The 14,999-nt window shown below is 69.6% G+C and carries 11 protein-coding genes; 6 read left to right on the forward strand and 5 right to left on the reverse strand.

The annotated features are described in order from the left end of the window. Positions 1–53: 53 nt before the first annotated feature. On the reverse strand, positions 54–1,535 hold the full coding sequence (gene miaB, locus ACFXJ8_RS09725) for a tRNA (N6-isopentenyl adenosine(37)-C2)-methylthiotransferase MiaB (protein ID WP_379643417.1): 1,482 nt from the start codon (positions 1,533–1,535) through the stop codon (positions 54–56). Between the two features lie 124 nt (positions 1,536–1,659). Here miaB and ACFXJ8_RS09730 point away from each other — a divergent pair, with 124 nt between their 5' ends. The 5 genes from ACFXJ8_RS09730 to ACFXJ8_RS09750 all read left to right on the forward strand — a co-directional run bounded on the left by ACFXJ8_RS09730 (position 1,660) and on the right by ACFXJ8_RS09750 (position 6,804). Beyond that, on the forward strand, positions 1,660–2,409 hold the full coding sequence (locus ACFXJ8_RS09730) for an amino acid ABC transporter ATP-binding protein (RefSeq protein ID WP_379643418.1): 750 nt from the start codon (positions 1,660–1,662) through the stop codon (positions 2,407–2,409). 14 nt (positions 2,410–2,423) lie between these two features. Next, positions 2,424–3,293, forward strand: a complete 870-nt coding sequence (locus ACFXJ8_RS09735) for a glutamate ABC transporter substrate-binding protein (RefSeq protein ID WP_379643419.1) — start codon at positions 2,424–2,426, stop codon at positions 3,291–3,293. A gap of 72 nt (positions 3,294–3,365) precedes the next feature. Next, the gene (locus ACFXJ8_RS09740; RefSeq protein WP_379643420.1) at positions 3,366–4,034 is read left to right on the forward strand and encodes an amino acid ABC transporter permease; all 669 of its coding nucleotides are present in this window, start codon (positions 3,366–3,368) and stop codon (positions 4,032–4,034) included. Beyond that, entirely contained in the window at positions 4,031–4,939 is a 909-nt protein-coding gene (locus ACFXJ8_RS09745; protein ID WP_379643421.1) for an amino acid ABC transporter permease, read from the forward strand. The genes ACFXJ8_RS09740 and ACFXJ8_RS09745 overlap by 4 nt, the downstream gene beginning before the upstream one ends. A gap of 38 nt (positions 4,940–4,977) precedes the next feature. Next, positions 4,978–6,804: a S9 family peptidase gene (locus ACFXJ8_RS09750; protein WP_379643422.1), complete on the forward strand. Its 1,827-nt coding sequence runs from the start codon at positions 4,978–4,980 to the stop codon at positions 6,802–6,804. A 33-nt stretch (positions 6,805–6,837) separates the two neighbouring features. Here ACFXJ8_RS09750 and rny read toward each other — a convergent pair whose 3' ends face one another. After that, complete coding sequence (gene rny, locus ACFXJ8_RS09755) at positions 6,838–8,457, reverse strand: ribonuclease Y (RefSeq protein ID WP_379643423.1); 1,620 nt, start codon at positions 8,455–8,457, stop codon at positions 6,838–6,840. A gap of 357 nt (positions 8,458–8,814) precedes the next feature. After that, positions 8,815–9,240 (reverse strand): TetR-like C-terminal domain-containing protein, encoded by a 426-nt coding sequence (locus ACFXJ8_RS09760; protein ID WP_379643424.1) that lies wholly within the window; start codon positions 9,238–9,240, stop codon positions 8,815–8,817. Positions 9,241–9,274: 34 nt separating this feature from the next. On the opposite strand from ACFXJ8_RS09760, the gene ACFXJ8_RS09765 reads away from it, so the two are divergent. Continuing rightward, complete coding sequence (locus ACFXJ8_RS09765; protein ID WP_379643425.1) at positions 9,275–9,925, forward strand: alpha/beta hydrolase; 651 nt, start codon at positions 9,275–9,277, stop codon at positions 9,923–9,925. Positions 9,926–10,003: 78 nt separating this feature from the next. Here the strand turns inward: ACFXJ8_RS09765 and ACFXJ8_RS09770 are convergent, their stop codons facing one another. Together ACFXJ8_RS09770 and recA are read right to left on the reverse strand one after the other, a co-directional pair. Continuing rightward, positions 10,004–10,474, reverse strand: coding sequence for a regulatory protein RecX (locus tag ACFXJ8_RS09770; protein WP_379643553.1), 471 nt, complete (start codon positions 10,472–10,474; stop codon positions 10,004–10,006). 3,319 nt (positions 10,475–13,793) lie between these two features. After that, positions 13,794–14,891, reverse strand: coding sequence for a recombinase RecA (gene recA, locus ACFXJ8_RS09775; protein WP_379643426.1), 1,098 nt, complete (start codon positions 14,889–14,891; stop codon positions 13,794–13,796). Positions 14,892–14,999: the final 108 nt, after the last annotated feature.

Genomic DNA, 14,999 nt, shown 5'->3' on the forward strand with positions numbered 1-14,999 from the left:
CGCGTGCGAGGTCGGCCTGCGGGCCCGCGTGTGAGGTCGGCGTGCGGGATGGGTCAGGAGGTGACGGCGCAGCCCGACGGCTCGACGGGAAGCGGCGCGGGCCTGCCGATGGTCGGCATGCCGAGGGAGACCCCCTTCGGCTTGGCGGGAGCGCCCTGGCGGGCCTCCCACGCGTCGCCCGCGCGGGTGCGGCGCAGGCCGAGCGCGCGGTCGGCGACCAGGTGGTGCGGGGCGGCGTAGGTCACCTCGACCGTGACCATGTCGCCAGGCCTCGGCGTCTGCTCGCCCACCGCGAAGTGGACGAGCCGGTTGTCGGGGGCCCGCCCGGAAAGCCGCCTGGTGGCCTCGTCCTTGCGGCCCTCACCCTCGGCGACCAGCACCTCGAGCGTGCGGCCCACCTGCTTCTTGTTCTCCTCCCACGAGATCTCCTCCTGGAGGGCGATCAGGCGCTCGTACCGCTCCTGCACGACCTCCTTCGGCACCTGGTCGGGCATCGTGGCCGCGGGGGTTCCTGGGCGGATGGAGTACTGGAAGGTGAAGGCGTTGGCGAAGCGGCTCTGCCGTACGACATCGAGGGTCGCCTGGAAGTCGTCCTCGCTCTCGCCGGGGAAGCCGACGATGATGTCGGTGGAGATGGCCGCGTCGGGCATGGCCGCGCGGACCCGCTCGATGATCCCGAGGTAGCGGTCGGCCCGGTAGGAGCGGCGCATCGCCTTCAGCACGCGGTCGGAGCCCGACTGCAGCGGCATGTGGAGCTGGTGCATCACGTTGGGCGTCTCGGCCATGGCGGCGATGACGTCGTCGGTGAAGGCGGCGGGGTGCGGGGAGGTGAAGCGGACCCGCTCCAGGCCCTCGATGTCGCCGCAGGCGCGCAGCAGCTTGCCGAAGGCGAGCCGGTCGCCGAACTCGACGCCGTAGGTGTTGACGTTCTGGCCGAGCAGCGTGACTTCGAGCACGCCCTGCTCCACCAGCGTCCTGACCTCGGCCAGCACGTCGCCTGGCCGCCGGTCCTTCTCCTTGCCGCGCAGCGCGGGCACGATGCAGAAGGTGCAGGTGTTGTTGCAGCCGACCGAGACCGACACCCAGGCCGCGTACGGCGACTCGCGCTTGGTGGGCAGCGTCGAGGGGAAGACCTCGAGCGACTCCTTGAGCTCGACCTGCGCCTCACCCGCGATGCGGGCCCGCTCCAGCAGCACCGGCAGCGAGCCGATGTTGTGGGTGCCGAACACCACGTCGACCCAGGGCGCCTTGCGGACGATCTCGCCCTGGTCCTTCTGGGCCAGGCAGCCGCCGACGGCGATCTGCATGCCGGGGTTCTTCACCTTGGCGGGCCGTAGGTGGCCGAGGTTGCCGTAAAGGCGGTTGTCAGCGTTCTCGCGAACGGCGCACGTGTTGAACACGACCACGTCGGCGTCCTGGCCCTCGGGGGCGGGAACGTAACCGGCGTCCTCCAGCAGGCCGGACAGCCGCTCGGAGTCGTGCACGTTCATCTGGCACCCGTAGGTGCGCACCTGGTAAGTCCGGGTCACAGTCATGGCACTTCCAAGCGTAGGCGTTCCGCCGTAACACTCGCGCCGGGCCCGAAAATGAAGATGCCGTGATCGGATCGGTACCACCTGGTTAGTGACCAGTGCATCCAGCCCCTCTACGTTGTCATGCATGACGGAGAACTCGACTCCGCTGGTCAAGCTGGAGAACGTCCAAAAGCACTTCGGGGCGTTGCACGTCCTGAAGGACATCAATCTGACCGTTTCCCGCGGTGAGGTCCTGGTCGTGATCGGCCCTTCAGGCGGTGGCAAGTCCACCCTCTGCAGGACGATCAACCGCCTGGAGACCATCGACGGTGGTCAGATCATCTTCGACGGCACTCCGCTCCCAGCCGAGGGCAAAGCACTGGCAGGGCTGCGCTCCGAGGTCGGCATGGTCTTCCAGTCGTTCAACCTGTTCGCCCACAAGACGATTCGCGAGAACGTCACGCTCGGGCCGATCAAGGTGCGCGGCATCTCCAAGGACAAGGCCGACTCGCGGGCGCTGGAGCTGCTGGATCGTGTCGGCATCGCCGCGCAGGCGGACAAGTACCCCGCCCAGCTGTCCGGCGGTCAACAGCAGCGTGTGGCCATCGCCAGAGCGCTGGCGATGGACCCCAAGATGATCCTGTTCGACGAGCCCACCTCCGCTCTGGACCCCGAGATGGTTCAGGAGGTGCTCGACGTCATGATCGGCCTCGCCCACGACGGCATGACCATGGTGGTGGTCACGCACGAGATGGGCTTCGCCCGCAGGGCGGCCAACAGGGTGGTGTTCATGGCCGACGGCCAGATCGTCGAGGAGGCCGCCCCCGACGAGTTCTTCACCAACGCCCAGACCGACCGGGCCAAGGATTTCCTTTCCAAGATTCTTACGCACTAGAAGAGGTGTCACACATGCGTATCCAACGTGCGGGAGCCGCGCTCGCGGCCGCCGGCGTCCTGGTAGGGAGCCTGGCGGCCTGTGGCGGCGACAAGACCTACTCCAGCGTGGCCGACAAGGTCGCCGACGGCGCCACCATCGTGGTCGGCACCAAGTGGGACCAGCCGAGCCTGGGGTTGAAGAAGGGCGCCGAACCCGAGGGCTTCGACGTTGACGTCGCCAAGGCCGTCCTCAAGGAGATGAACGGCGGCAAGGATGTCAAGGTCGAGTGGAAGGAGTCGGCCTCGTCCAACCGCGAGCCGTTCCTCGAGAACGGCACGGTCGACATCATCTTCGCCACCTACTCCATCACCGAGGCCCGTAAGCAGAAGGTGACCTTCGGCGGGCCGTACGTGGTGGCCCACCAGGACGTGATGGTCCGCGGCGACGACGCCGCGATCACCAAGCCGCAGGACCTGACCGGCAAGCGCATCTGCAAGGCGGCGGGCTCCAACTCCTACAAGCGGATCACCGACCCGCCGCCGGACGGCCAGCTCGACCTCGACGCCACGACCGTCGACGCCGCCAACTACTCCGAGTGCGTCCAGAAGCTGCAGGGCAGCAACCTCGACGCCGTCACCACCGACGACCTGATCCTGGCCGGCTTCGCCAAGCAGGCCCAGGCCGCCGGCGGCAACTTCAAGGTGCTCGGCCAGCCGTTCACCGACGAGAAGTACGGCATCGGCCTCAAGAAGGGCGACACCAAGACCTGCGAGGCGGTCAACGCGGCCGTGGCCAAGGTCTGGTCGAGCGGCACCATGAAGACGCTGCTGGACAAGTGGTTCGGCGGCATCCAGGGCCTCAAGCTGTCGGCGGAAGCCCCGAAGGCTGAGGGCTGCGCGTAGCCGTACGGCGACAGACCGGACGCGGCGGCCGGGTGGTCTCGGCCGCCGCTGTCATATCAACGGTGGAGCACTGTGGACGAACTTATTCAATACGCCCCTGAGCTGGCTCGGGGGTTCCTGGAGAACGTCAAGCTCTCCCTTGTGGGCGTGGTGTGCTCGCTCATCATCGGCACGGTGCTGGTGGCGATGCGCGTGTCGCCGACTCCCGTGCTGCGCGCCGCCGGCACGATCTACGTCAACGTCGTGCGGAACACGCCGTTGACGCTGGTGCTGGCCTTCTCGGCACTGGGCCTCAGCGACACGCTCGGGCTGGTCTTCTCCAGCGTGCCGCGGACCAACTCCTTCTGGATCGTCGCGATGGGCCTGTCGTTCTACACGGCGGCGTTCGTCTGCGAAGCGCTGCGCGCGGGCATCAACACGGTCCCGCTCGGGCAGGCCGAGGCGGCCAGGGCGATCGGGCTGACGTTCTTCCAGTCGCTCACGCTGATCATCCTCCCGCAGGCGTTCCGCGCGGTCGTGGCGCCGCTGGGCAGCGTGATCATCGCCATGATCAAGAACACCACCGTGGCCACCGCCGGCGGATACCTCGCCGACTCGGCGGCGGTGATGAAGGAGACCTTCGACACCACGGGCGCCTCGATCCCGATCTTCCTGGGCATCGTCGTGGCCTTCATGGCCGTGACCCTGCCCATCGGCTACTTCACGGGCTGGCTGGCTCGTCGGATGGCGGTGGCCCGATGAGCACTTCTGTTCTGTTCGACGCGCCGGGGCCGCGGGCCAGGGTCCGCAACGGCATCCTGACCGTCGTCGGCGTGCTCCTGGTCGCGGGTGTGCTCTACGGCATCTACGCGGGCTTCGACGCCAAGAACCAGTGGGACGGCCGCATCTGGGAGCCCTTCCTGCGGGCCGAGACGTGGACGGTCTACATCCTGCCCGGCCTGAGGGGCACGCTGGAGGCGGCGGCCGTGGCTGCCGTGCTCGCGTTGATCTTCGGCGCGGTGTTCGGCCTGGCCAGGCTCTCCGACCACAAGTGGATCAGGGTCCCCGCGGGCCTGGTGGTGGAGGTCTTCCGCGCCATCCCGCTGCTGCTGCTGATCTTCTTCATCTTCTACCTGGCGCCCACGCTCTTCGGCGGCGGTGACTACGCGTTCATCTCGGTCGTCCTGGGCCTGATGCTCTACAACGGCTCGGTGCTGGCCGAGGTGGTCAGGGCCGGCGTGCTGGCCGTGCCCAAGGGGCAGTCGGAGGCGGCCTACTCGATCGGCATGCGCAAGAACCAGGTGATGCGCCTGGTCCTGCTGCCGCAGGCGGTCACGGCCATGATGCCGGCGATCGTCAGCCAGCTCGTCGTCCTGCTCAAGGACACCGCGCTCGGCTACATCATCGCCTACGTCGACCTGCTCAACACCGGATTCAAGATCCTGCCCGCGGTGTTCTTCGGCTCGCTGATCCCCGCCGCGATCGTCATCGGCATCATCTACATCGGTCTCAACATGGCGCTGAGCGCGCTGGCCACCTGGCTGGAGCGGCGCAGCAGGCGCAGCCGCAAGACCGCGGCGCCGCCCGTCGCCCCGCCCGCCCCGGGCATGCTCGGCGGCGGGCTCGCCCCCGGACCTGGCTCGGAGGCCACGGCCGGGATGGAGTAACGGCCACGAGAGGCATGGTTTTCCGGCAGGATGCCGCTATGCCTCTCTGGCCTTCTCCCATCTCCACCACCGACGTCGCGAGCTCTGGCCTGCGCCTGGCGTGGCCCACCGTCTCCGGCGAGGAGATCTGGTGGACCGAGGACCGGCCCGACGAGGGCGGCCGCACCACCATCGTCCACCGGGCGGCCGACGGCACCCGCACCGAGCTGCTGGCCGCTCCGTGGAACGCCCGCAGCAGGGTCCACGAGTACGGCGGACAGCCGTACCTCGTGACCCCGCGCGGCGTGGTCTTCGTCAACCTCGCCGACCAGCGGCTCTACCTGCTGAGCGGCGAAGGCGAGCCCGAGCCGCTCACCTCCGACGACGGCTCCCGCTACGCCGACCTGCACCTCGGCGACGACCGGCTGTGGTGCGTGCGCGAACGCCACGACGGCAAGGTCACCCGCGCCATCGTCTCCGTCCCCCTTGACGGCGGGGCCTCAGAGGAGCTGGTGACCGGCAGCGACTTCTACGCCTACCCCACGCTCTCCCCCGACGGCCTGCACCTGGCCTACATCTGCTGGAACCACCCGCGCATGCCGTGGAACGGCACCGAGCTGCGCATCACCCGCCTGGCCGACGGCAACTCGTGGACCGTCAAGGGCGGCTCCAGCGAGTCCGTCCTCGCGCCGGCGTGGAAGGACGACCAGCACCTTTACCTGGTCTCCGACTGGTCGGGCTGGTGGAACCTCTACCAGATCGGCATCTACGGCACCTCCTCCCAGGCGCTCCACCCCGCCGAGGAGGAGTTCGCCGGGCCGCTGTGGCAGCTGGGCGGCCGGCCGTACCTCGTCATGGCCGACGGGCGGCTCGCGGTACTCCACGGGCAGGGCGACCTGCGCCTCGGTCTGCTCGACCCGGAGACCGGCGAGCTGCGCGACCTCGACGTGCCCTACGCGGGGTGGGACCCGGCCCTGTCCGCCGACGGCACCACCCTGGCAGGAGTGGCGTACGGCGGGGCGATCCCCCGCTCGGTGGCCAGGATCGACACGGTGACCGGCAGGGTCGAGGGCCTGCGCCGCGACATCGCCGAACTGCCAGACGTCGCCTACCTGCCCACCCCCGAGCCCGTCGAGTTCAGCGGACGGTTCGGGCGGCGGGTGCATGCCTTCCTCTACCGTCCGCTGCACGCCGAGGGTCCCGCCCCCTACGTGGTGTTCGTCCACGGCGGACCGACCGGGCACAGCGGGTCCGCGCTCGACCTTGAGAAGGCGTTCTTCACCTCGCGCGGCATCGGCGTGATCGACGTCAACTACGGCGGCTCCACCGGGTACGGCAGGGCCTACCGCGACCGGCTGCGCGGGCAGTGGGGCGTCGTCGACGTCGAGGACACCGTCGCCACCGCCGAATGGCTCGTCACCGAGGGCCTGGCCGACCCCGCCCGCGTCGCCGTCCGCGGGGGCAGCGCGGGCGGCTGGACGGTGATGGCCGCCTGCTGCACGTCGAACGTGTTCGCGGGCGGCGTCTCCTACTACGGGGTGAGCGCGCTCGCCCCGCTCAACGCCCACACCCACGACTTCGAGTCGCGCTACACCGAGTGGCTGGTCGGGCCGGAGGATCCCGTGCTCTACGCCGCCAGGGAGCCGCTGGCGCTGGTGGGCGGGGTGTCGTGTCCGATGCTGCTGCTGCAGGGGCTGGACGATCCGGTGGTGCCGCCCTCGCAGTCGTCGGCGTTCGCGGACGCGCTGTCGGAGCGGGGAGTGCCGTGCACGTACCTCTCGTTCGAGGGAGAGTCGCACGGCTTTCGCCGCACGGAGACGCGAACGGCGGCCCTGGCGGCCGAGCTGTCGTTCTACCAGCAGATCTTCACGATGCCTGCGACGTGACGGCCCGTGGAGCCGCGCTTGCCGCGCCGGAGGCTAGCGGGCGAACTCGGTCGCCCGCGACTCGCGGACCACGGTGATGCGGATCTGGCCCGGGTAGGTGAGCTCCTCCTCCACCTGCTTGGCCACGTCGCGCGCGATCACCTGCGCCTGGATGTCGTCGATCGCGTCCGGCTTCACCATGACGCGGATCTCCCGGCCCGCCTGCATGGCGAACACCTTGTCGACGCCGTCGAACGAGGTGGCGATCTCCTCCAGCCGCTCCAGCCGCTTCACATACGCCTCCAGCGACTCGCGCCGCGCTCCCGGACGCGACCCGCTGATCGCGTCGGCCGCCTGCGTGAGCACCGCCTCCACCGTGCGCACCTCGACCTCGTTGTGGTGCGCCTCGATCGCGTGGACGACGTCCTCGTGCTCGCCGTACCTGCGGGCGATCTCCGCGCCGATCAGCGCGTGGCTGCCCTCGACCTCGTGCGTCAGCGCCTTGCCGATGTCGTGCAGCAGCGCGCACCGCTTCATCAGCGACTGGTTCATCCTGAGCTCGGCGGCCATGATCCCGGCGATGTGCGCGGACTCGATCAGGTGCTTGAGCACGTTCTGCCCGTAACTTGTGCGGTAGCGCAACTGGCCCAGCAGCAGCGTCAGCTCCGGATGCATCTCGGTGATGCCGAGCTCCACCAGCGCGTCCTCGCCCGCCCGCGCGCACAGCTCCTGCACCTCCTGGCGGCTGCGGTCGTGGGCCTCCTCGATACGCTGCGGGTGGATCCGCCCGTCGAGCACGAGCTTCTCCAGCGTCAGCCGCGCCGTCTCCCTGCGCACCGGGTCGAAGCAGGACAGCAGCACCGCCTCCGGCGTGTCATCGATGATCAGGTTGACCCCGGTCGTCGACTCGAACGCCCTGATGTTGCGCCCCTCACGACCGATGATCCGGCCCTTCATGTCGTCGCCCGGCAGATGCAGCACGCTGACCACGGACTCGGCCGTCTGCTCGGCGGCGATCCGCTGCACCGCCAGCGTCACGATCTTGGTGGCGCGCTTCTCGCCCTCCTTGCGCGCCGTGCCCTCGATCTCCCTGATGATCAGCGCCGCCTCGCGCTTGGCCTGGTTCTCGATCTCCCTGACCAGCTCGTTCTTGGCCTGCTCGGCCGTCAGCCGCGCCACCCGCTCCAGGATGGCCCTGCGCTCGTTCTCGACCTGCAGCAGTTCCTCGCGCCGGTCGGCCAGCTCCGTCTCGGTCTCGGCCAGCGTCCTGCCGCGCTCGGCCTGCCTGCGCGCCTCCTCGTCGAGCCGCTGCTCCCGCTCGCCCAGGCGGTTCTCCCTGCGTTCCAGGTCGGCCCGCAGCTCCTTCAGCTCGGACTTGAGGATGTGGCTCTCCTCCTCGACCTCCTGCCGCATCTGCGCGGCCGTCTCGGCCGCCACCTCCGACCTGCGCAGGATCTCAACGGCGTCGGCCTGGGCTTTGTCCCTGATCTGTACGGCTTCGCGGCGCGCTTCCTCCAACTCCGCGTGCACCTCGGCCAGCTCGTCAGGCGACGGTTTGGAGACCGCGGGCGCTGTCAAGGCGGCAGTACGGCGCAGCAGTATGACAAACGCGACGATCATCACGCATGCCAGCAGCAGTACCGCGACCGCCAGCACCACGACAGGCGTCTCCATGTGCGCCCCGCCCTCCTCGCGTCAAAATTTCCAAACGCCTCAGGAGGGGTCACGTGCACGGCACGGATCGCCCCATCGGTGTCTCCACCAGGACAAATATCAAGCCAAGGCGGACCGGGAGTCGACGTGGACAGCCGACACCTTGTCGTTCATGGTCAATCGAGCTCACTCGTCCGTAGTTCACCGGTATGGCAATCCGCACTGCGCGGAGTAACTCCTCACTGCCGTCGAGGTTATGCGTCGAAGAGGTAACGGGCAAGCAAAGACGTGCTGTCAAGCGTGTCCTACCGTCGAATCGAGCACATACCGCACGATCTTGCCTGGAATGGCCGACATGCCGTCATTTACCCAGCTGATTCACATCTGACCCCTTGCTGGCGGGCCAGATCTTGGGCGCAGTCCCTCGAGCAGCCGGGTGGCGTGGCCGGGCGCGTCGGCGGGGTCGAGTGGGGCATGTTGGACGAGCAGCCGGTACCAGAAGGGGCCGAAGACGAGGTCGGCGACGTACCCGAGGTCCGCATCGGGAACGATCTCCCCCCGGTGGGCGGCGCGTTCCAGGAGCCGGACGACGACCTGCCGGCGGCTGTCGACCCAGTCACGGAAAGGGTCGGCGAACGCCGGATCGAGTTGCGCCTCGGCCATCAGGCCGCGCAGCGCCCGGACCCGCGGCGGATGGTCCACCACGCGATACAGCTGGGCGAGAAACGCGGTCAGATCGCCGTCGACACTGCCCGTGTCCGGTTCGGGCATCCGGTGGGCGACCCGCTGGGTGTAGGCCTCCATCACCAGTTCGGCGCGCGAGCTCCACCACCGATAGATGGTGCACGAGCTGACCGCCCGCGGGCACGAGGTTCGCGTGCCCCAACTGCCCGACCCCGAGGCGCCGCAGCCCGAGGCCTGGTTGAAGACGCTGGCCGCCGAGGTGGCCGACCCCGCCGACACCGTGCTGGTCGGTCACAGCATCGGCGGGGTCAACGTGCTGCGCCTGCTCGAGCAGCACGACTCAGCGATTTTCGCCGGGGCGTTGCTGGTCGCCACACCGGCGCATGAGGTCGGCTACGACGCGTTGGCCGGCTTCTTCGCGGGCGGATTCGACTGGGCCCGCATCAGGCGCGCCGCCGCGCAGATCCGGGTGCTGGTCGCCGTCGACGACCCGGTGCTCACCCGACCCCCTCGAACACGTGCGGCTGTTCAGCGAGCACCTGGGCGCCACCGCGCTGGTGACCCCGGATGGTCTGCACTTCAGCCGCCTGCAGGACCGGCGCGAGCTCCACGAGGCCATCGCGCTGGTCGCCGAACTGCTGCCGTGAGCCGGTCACCGTCCTGTTCACCCGCCGGGTACGGCCGGGCGTTCGAGGCATTCCTGGAACGCGTCCACGCCCTGGCTGCCACGCAGGTCGGCCACCAGGGCAACGCGGTCCTCCCACCACCCGGCCCGCCCGACCGGGATGCGCCCGATCCGCGATAGCCGCTCAACCGAGTTTGCCGCCGGTGAATTGCGCGGCCGCGCAGGCTTCCGGTCGTGTGGCGCTGGGGAGTGATGCCGTCACACCGGGGGATAGTCCTCCTCCACAGCGACACCCTCGTTCTCCAGCGCCTCGCGAACCACCCGGTAGGCCACCCCGGCCCCGTATCCCTTCCTGGCCAGCATCCCCGCCAACCGCCGGGTTCGGGCCTGCGGATCCAGCCCGCGGGTTGACGCGAGCTTGCGTTCCACCAGCCTGCGCGCCGTCTCGACCTCCTGATCGTCGTCGACCCGTTCGACGGCCTCGCTGACCGTGTCGCCGTCCACACCCCTGTGCCGCAACTCCGCCGCCAGCGCCCGCCGTGCGAGACCACGACCATGGTGCCGCGAGTCCACCCACGCCTCCGCGAACGCCTCGTCGTTGATCAGCCCAAGCTCCGTGAACCGATCCAGCACGGCGTCGGCCGCGTCCTTGGGCACGTCGCGCTTCCGCAACGCCTCGGCGAGCTGCGCCCGCGTCTTCGGCGCCATGGTGAGCAGCCTCAGGCAGATGGCCCTGGCGACCGACTCAGGGTCCGCCTCGGGACCGGAGCCCTCTTGCGGCCCCTCCGCCCATCCCGCCGAGCGCGCTCTCCCGACCCGTCGCCGCGAGCCTTCCCCGCGCCTGCCTCGGCCCTTTCGCCGCCCTGCGGCGGTCCCGTCCTCCGACCCCGGTCTCTCGTCCCCGTCTCCTGGCGCCTCGCCAGAAGGATCTCCCGGCCTGTCACCGAAGAGACCCCCCGACCAGCCGCCCTGTTCAGGACCCGACCGCCGCCCGGCACCAGCGGAACCCCGTCCACCCTCACCGGCCTCTTCGGACAGGAAGCCACCCTCCTGCCATCGCCCAGCCTGACGCTCGGGAGGAACACCCACCGCATGGTCGGGAGCGGCGTCCCGCTGCGCCTCGCCGGTTGGCTCGCTTCCGGAATCGTTCCGGTGCTCGTTCCCTGCGTTGCGGTTGCGCGGAACGACCTTTGGCCATCCTGCGGAACCCCCCGCCGACGATCCACCTATGCCCCTGGAAATGGACGCCCGTGAGGCGGTGGGACTGTCGTTTCGGTGGGTCGGCGCAGGCCACCCGGCATCAGGCGCCAGATCGGTCGACGCTCCCTCTTCTCTGGCCCACTCTGGTGCCTCGCCGATGGAATCGAATTCGTCACGACCTCCTCCCCCACCGGAGCCGGAACCACCGAAGCCTCGCCGGCCTGAACCGAAGCCGTCTCGCGCTTGAGCCCGGCCAGCCTCTCGCGCTTGAGCCCGGGCAGAGTCTCGCGCTTGAGCCCGGGCAGAGTCTCGCGCTTGAGCCCGGGCAGAGTCTCGCGCTTGAGTGGGGCCAGCGTCTCGCGCTTGAGCCCGGGCAGAGTCTCGCGCTTGAGTGGGGCCAGCGTCTCGTGCTTGAGCTCGGCCAGCGTCGGATCCGTCGCGCCCCCGGGAACGACCGGACCCCCAGCCACCGGATGACGACGCATCACTTTCGGAAGTGCCCTGGGCGGATCGCATTCCTGAGTCTCGGTCAGGCCAGCCGGAGTCGCGGTTGCGGCGCGACCCCTTGCGGGAGCGCGATGTCCTGCGACGACCCGGCGAGCCGTCGTCTCCCGAACCAAGCCCCCTGTTCGGGTAGTCGCCGTCGTCTCCGGATTCCAGCCCCCCATACCGCCGGTCCCCGTCGTCACCCGAGTCCAGCCACTCGTATGAGCGGCTCCCGTCATCGCCCGAGCCGAGCCCTCCGTCGGGAACGGCCCACGCACCCGACGATGAGCCCATGCGGGATCGACGCTTCGGACGGGGCTCTCGCTGCGCGATGTCCGGCCACGCACCCCAGTCGTGTGACGCTCCTGGATGATCGGCCCCATCGGTAGGCGACTCGGCCAGCCTCTTCTGCCCTCGGCCCGCCGACCACGATCGGGAGACGGAGTCGGCCGACGTGCCCCCTTGTTCACGGCCGTGGTGCCTGGTGCCGCCGTCTTCACGAGCGTCATTTCGGACGCCCTCTTGATCGGCATAGCGCCCGGCGCCTTCTTCGCGGGCACCATTCCAGCCGCCTTCATGACCGTGGTTCCCGTTGCCGCCGTCTTCACGGGCACTTCCGATACCGTCTCCACGGTTGCTGCGCCCGACTCCGTCTCCACGGCCACCATTCCGGCCGCCTTCACGGCCCTGGTGCCCTGTGCCGCCGTCTTCGCGATCGTCATTCGGGACGCCATCCTCACGGCCATAGCCCTCAGCACCATGGTCACGAGCATCATTCACGCCGACTTCCCAAGTGCCGACTTCCCGGTTGCCGTGCACAGTGTCGTCTTCGCCGCCATCGTTCCCGGTGTCGTCTTCACGGGCCTCGCCGTCACGGAGGTCTTCCGGGGTGCGGAGGTATGGCCCCTCCGACGTGGTCGCCGCTTCTTCGTCGGCTGGGACGTCGTCGGCAGGGGTGGCCGTGCGGGTGGGCGTCCATGCAGGGCCGGTTTCCGCGAACGGCCATGCGGGGGCGGGGTCGCCTTCCGGAGGCGCCCAGGCGGGGCGGCCCGATCGGGCGGGCCGGGGCGCGGCGAGGTCGGCCACTCCGTCGGGGATCTGGCTCCAGGCGTCCGAGCCGGAGCCGTTCGTGTCCCAGGCTCCGGAGGTCCAAGCCCCAGAGCCCGAACCCCAGCCGCCGGACTGCCCAGGGTCGCCCGGTCCCCAACCGCTGGACAACCCACGATCACCTACGCCCCCGGCGCCCGCGTATCCACGAACGCCCGGACCCCAACCATCAGTTTGCCCGGCGTCGGCCTGAGCCCAGCCGCCAGACTGCCCTGCGTCGCCCGAACCCCGACCGCTGGACTGCTCAAGGTCACCCGGACCCCAGCCGCCGGACAACCCACGATCACCTACGTCCCAGGCGCCCGCGTCCCCACGAACGCCCGGACCCCAACCATCAGACTGCTCACGATCACTCGAACCCTGACCGGCGGAATGCTCACCAGCACCGGGGCACCAGGGACCCGAGTCCATGCGATCGCTCGGGCCCCAGCCGTTGGAGCCCCGGGTATCCCAGGTGTCAGCGTTTCTCGTGGCCCAAGTGTCACGCGGGTTCCAGCCGTCAGGTGCTCGGTCGGTGGTGGCCCCTTCGGTGGATCCCTGGTCGCCGGCGCTCTGGCCGTCAGTGGCGCCGGCGTTCGAGGCGGGGTCACTGGGGACGCTGTCGTTGGGCATGCGATCGCTGGAGGTCTGGTCGGCGCTCCAGTTGGACGGGCTGCGGGGACCTCGGTCTCCACTGTCCGCGTCTTCGGGGTGGTCGGCGCTCCAAGCGGACGGGCTGCGAGGACCTCGGTCTCCACTGTCCGCGTCTTCGGGGTGGTCGGCGCTCCAGTTGGATGGGCTGCGGGGACCCCGATCTCGATCGTCCGCGTCGTCGGCAGTGCCCCTGCCGGAGTTCATGCCGAGGTAGCCCTCCGGCTCGGCCCGGGTGGCGGCGCTCCCGCCGGGAGGCTGACCATCCAGGCCAAGGCGACCCTCTGACTCGGCCCAGGCGGTGGCGCTCTCGCCGAGACGCTGACCGTCCAGGCCAAGGTGACCCTCCGGTTCGGCCGGGGAGGTGGCGCTCTTGCCGGGCGGCTGACCATCTGCTGGGTTGGTCGAAGGGTCGCCGAGGGGACCGTGCGTGGCCTCGGGGATGGAGCTGCCGGGAGTCGAGGGCGAAAGGCCCTCAACGGGGCCGGGTACGACCTCAGTAAGAGAGCTGTCGGGACCCTGGCCGCCCCACGGAGGGGTCGTGGGGTTGGGCGGGGGCGGCTCCGGGGTGGTGCCGGGTGGCCGCTGGTCAGGGTCCGACGACAGGCTCATGACTCAGGCCGGATCAGACGTCACCAGGCTTGGGCGTGGAGGCCTTGGAGCCGCGGCCCGAGGTGGCGGGGGCCGGAGGGGCAGCAGGAGCGGCTGCCTCGGCGGGGGCGTCGACGCGCGGGCCCACACCGAGCTTCTCCTTGATCTTCTTCTCGATCTCGTTGGCCACGTCCGGGTGGTTGCGCAGGAAGTTACGCGCGTTCTCCTTGCCCTGGCCGAGCTGGTCGCCCTCGTAGGTGTACCAGGCGCCCGACTTGCGGACGAAGCCGTGCTCCACACCCATGTCGATGAGGCCGCCCTCGCGGGAGATGCCCACGCCGTACAGGATGTCGAAGTCGGCGACGCGGAAGGGCGGCGCCATCTTGTTCTTGACGACCTTGACGCGGGTGCGGTTGCCGACCGCCTCCGTGCCGTCCTTCAGCGTCTCGATGCGGCGGATGTCGAGGCGGACCGAGGCGTAGAACTTCAGCGCCTTACCACCGGTCGTGGTCTCGGGCGAGCCGAACATGACGCCGATCTTCTCGCGGAGCTGGTTGATGAAGATGGCGGTTGTGCCCGTGCTGTTGAGCGCGCCCGCGACCTTGCGCAGCGCCTGGGACATCAGTCGCGCCTGGAGGCCGACATGGCTGTCGCCCATCTCGCCCTCGATTTCGGCCTTGGGCACCAGGGCCGCGACCGAGTCGATGACGATGATGTCGACGGCGCCCGAGCGGATCAGCATGTCGGCGATCTCGAGCGCCTGCTCACCCGTGTCGGGCTGGGAGACGAGCAGGGCGTCGGTGTCGACGCCGAGCTTCTTGGCGTATTCGGGGTCGAGGGCGTGCTCGGCGTCGATGAAGGCGGCGATGCCGCCGGCCCGCTGCGCGTTGGCCACCGCGTGCAGCGCCACCGTGGTCTTACCGCTGGACTCAGGACCGTAGACCTCGACGATGCGGCCTCTGGGGAAGCCGCCGATGCCGAGGGCCACGTCGAGCGCGATCGAACCGGTCGGGGTCACCTCGATGGGAGCCCTGGCGTCATCGCCGAGGCGCATGACGGAGCCCTTGCCGAACTGCCGCTCGATCTGTGCGAGGGCAGTCTCAAGGGCCTTCTCGCGGTCGTTGATAGCCATGGGAACTCCCCGGAGGGTCGTGGTCTGGTCGGTCGAGTGAAAGCTACGCCGTGGGACCGACAATTTTCCGCCGACCCGAGGGAAGCCGCGGTTCGGCGCTTCTCATGG

It is taken from the genome of Nonomuraea sp. NPDC059194 (genome assembly GCF_042754765.1).
Classification (GTDB): Bacteria; Actinomycetota; Actinomycetes; order Streptosporangiales; family Streptosporangiaceae; genus Nonomuraea.

Bases quoted from the DNA above. Each gene is read 5' to 3' on its own strand.
- miaB (WP_379643417.1), bottom strand. From the start codon at position 1,535: ATGACTGTGACCCGGACTTACCAGGTGCGCACCTACGGGTGCCAGATG.
- ACFXJ8_RS09730 (WP_379643418.1), top strand. From the start codon at position 1,660: ATGACGGAGAACTCGACTCCGCTGGTCAAGCTGGAGAACGTCCAAAAG.
- ACFXJ8_RS09735 (WP_379643419.1), top strand. From the start codon at position 2,424: ATGCGTATCCAACGTGCGGGAGCCGCGCTCGCGGCCGCCGGCGTCCTG.
- ACFXJ8_RS09745 (WP_379643421.1), top strand. From the start codon at position 4,031: ATGAGCACTTCTGTTCTGTTCGACGCGCCGGGGCCGCGGGCCAGGGTC.
- ACFXJ8_RS09750 (WP_379643422.1), top strand. From the start codon at position 4,978: ATGCCTCTCTGGCCTTCTCCCATCTCCACCACCGACGTCGCGAGCTCT.
- rny (WP_379643423.1), bottom strand. From the start codon at position 8,457: ATGGAGACGCCTGTCGTGGTGCTGGCGGTCGCGGTACTGCTGCTGGCA.
- ACFXJ8_RS09760 (WP_379643424.1), bottom strand. From the start codon at position 9,240: ATGGAGGCCTACACCCAGCGGGTCGCCCACCGGATGCCCGAACCGGAC.
- ACFXJ8_RS09765 (WP_379643425.1), top strand. From the start codon at position 9,275: ATGGTGCACGAGCTGACCGCCCGCGGGCACGAGGTTCGCGTGCCCCAA.
- recA (WP_379643426.1), bottom strand. From the start codon at position 14,891: ATGGCTATCAACGACCGCGAGAAGGCCCTTGAGACTGCCCTCGCACAG.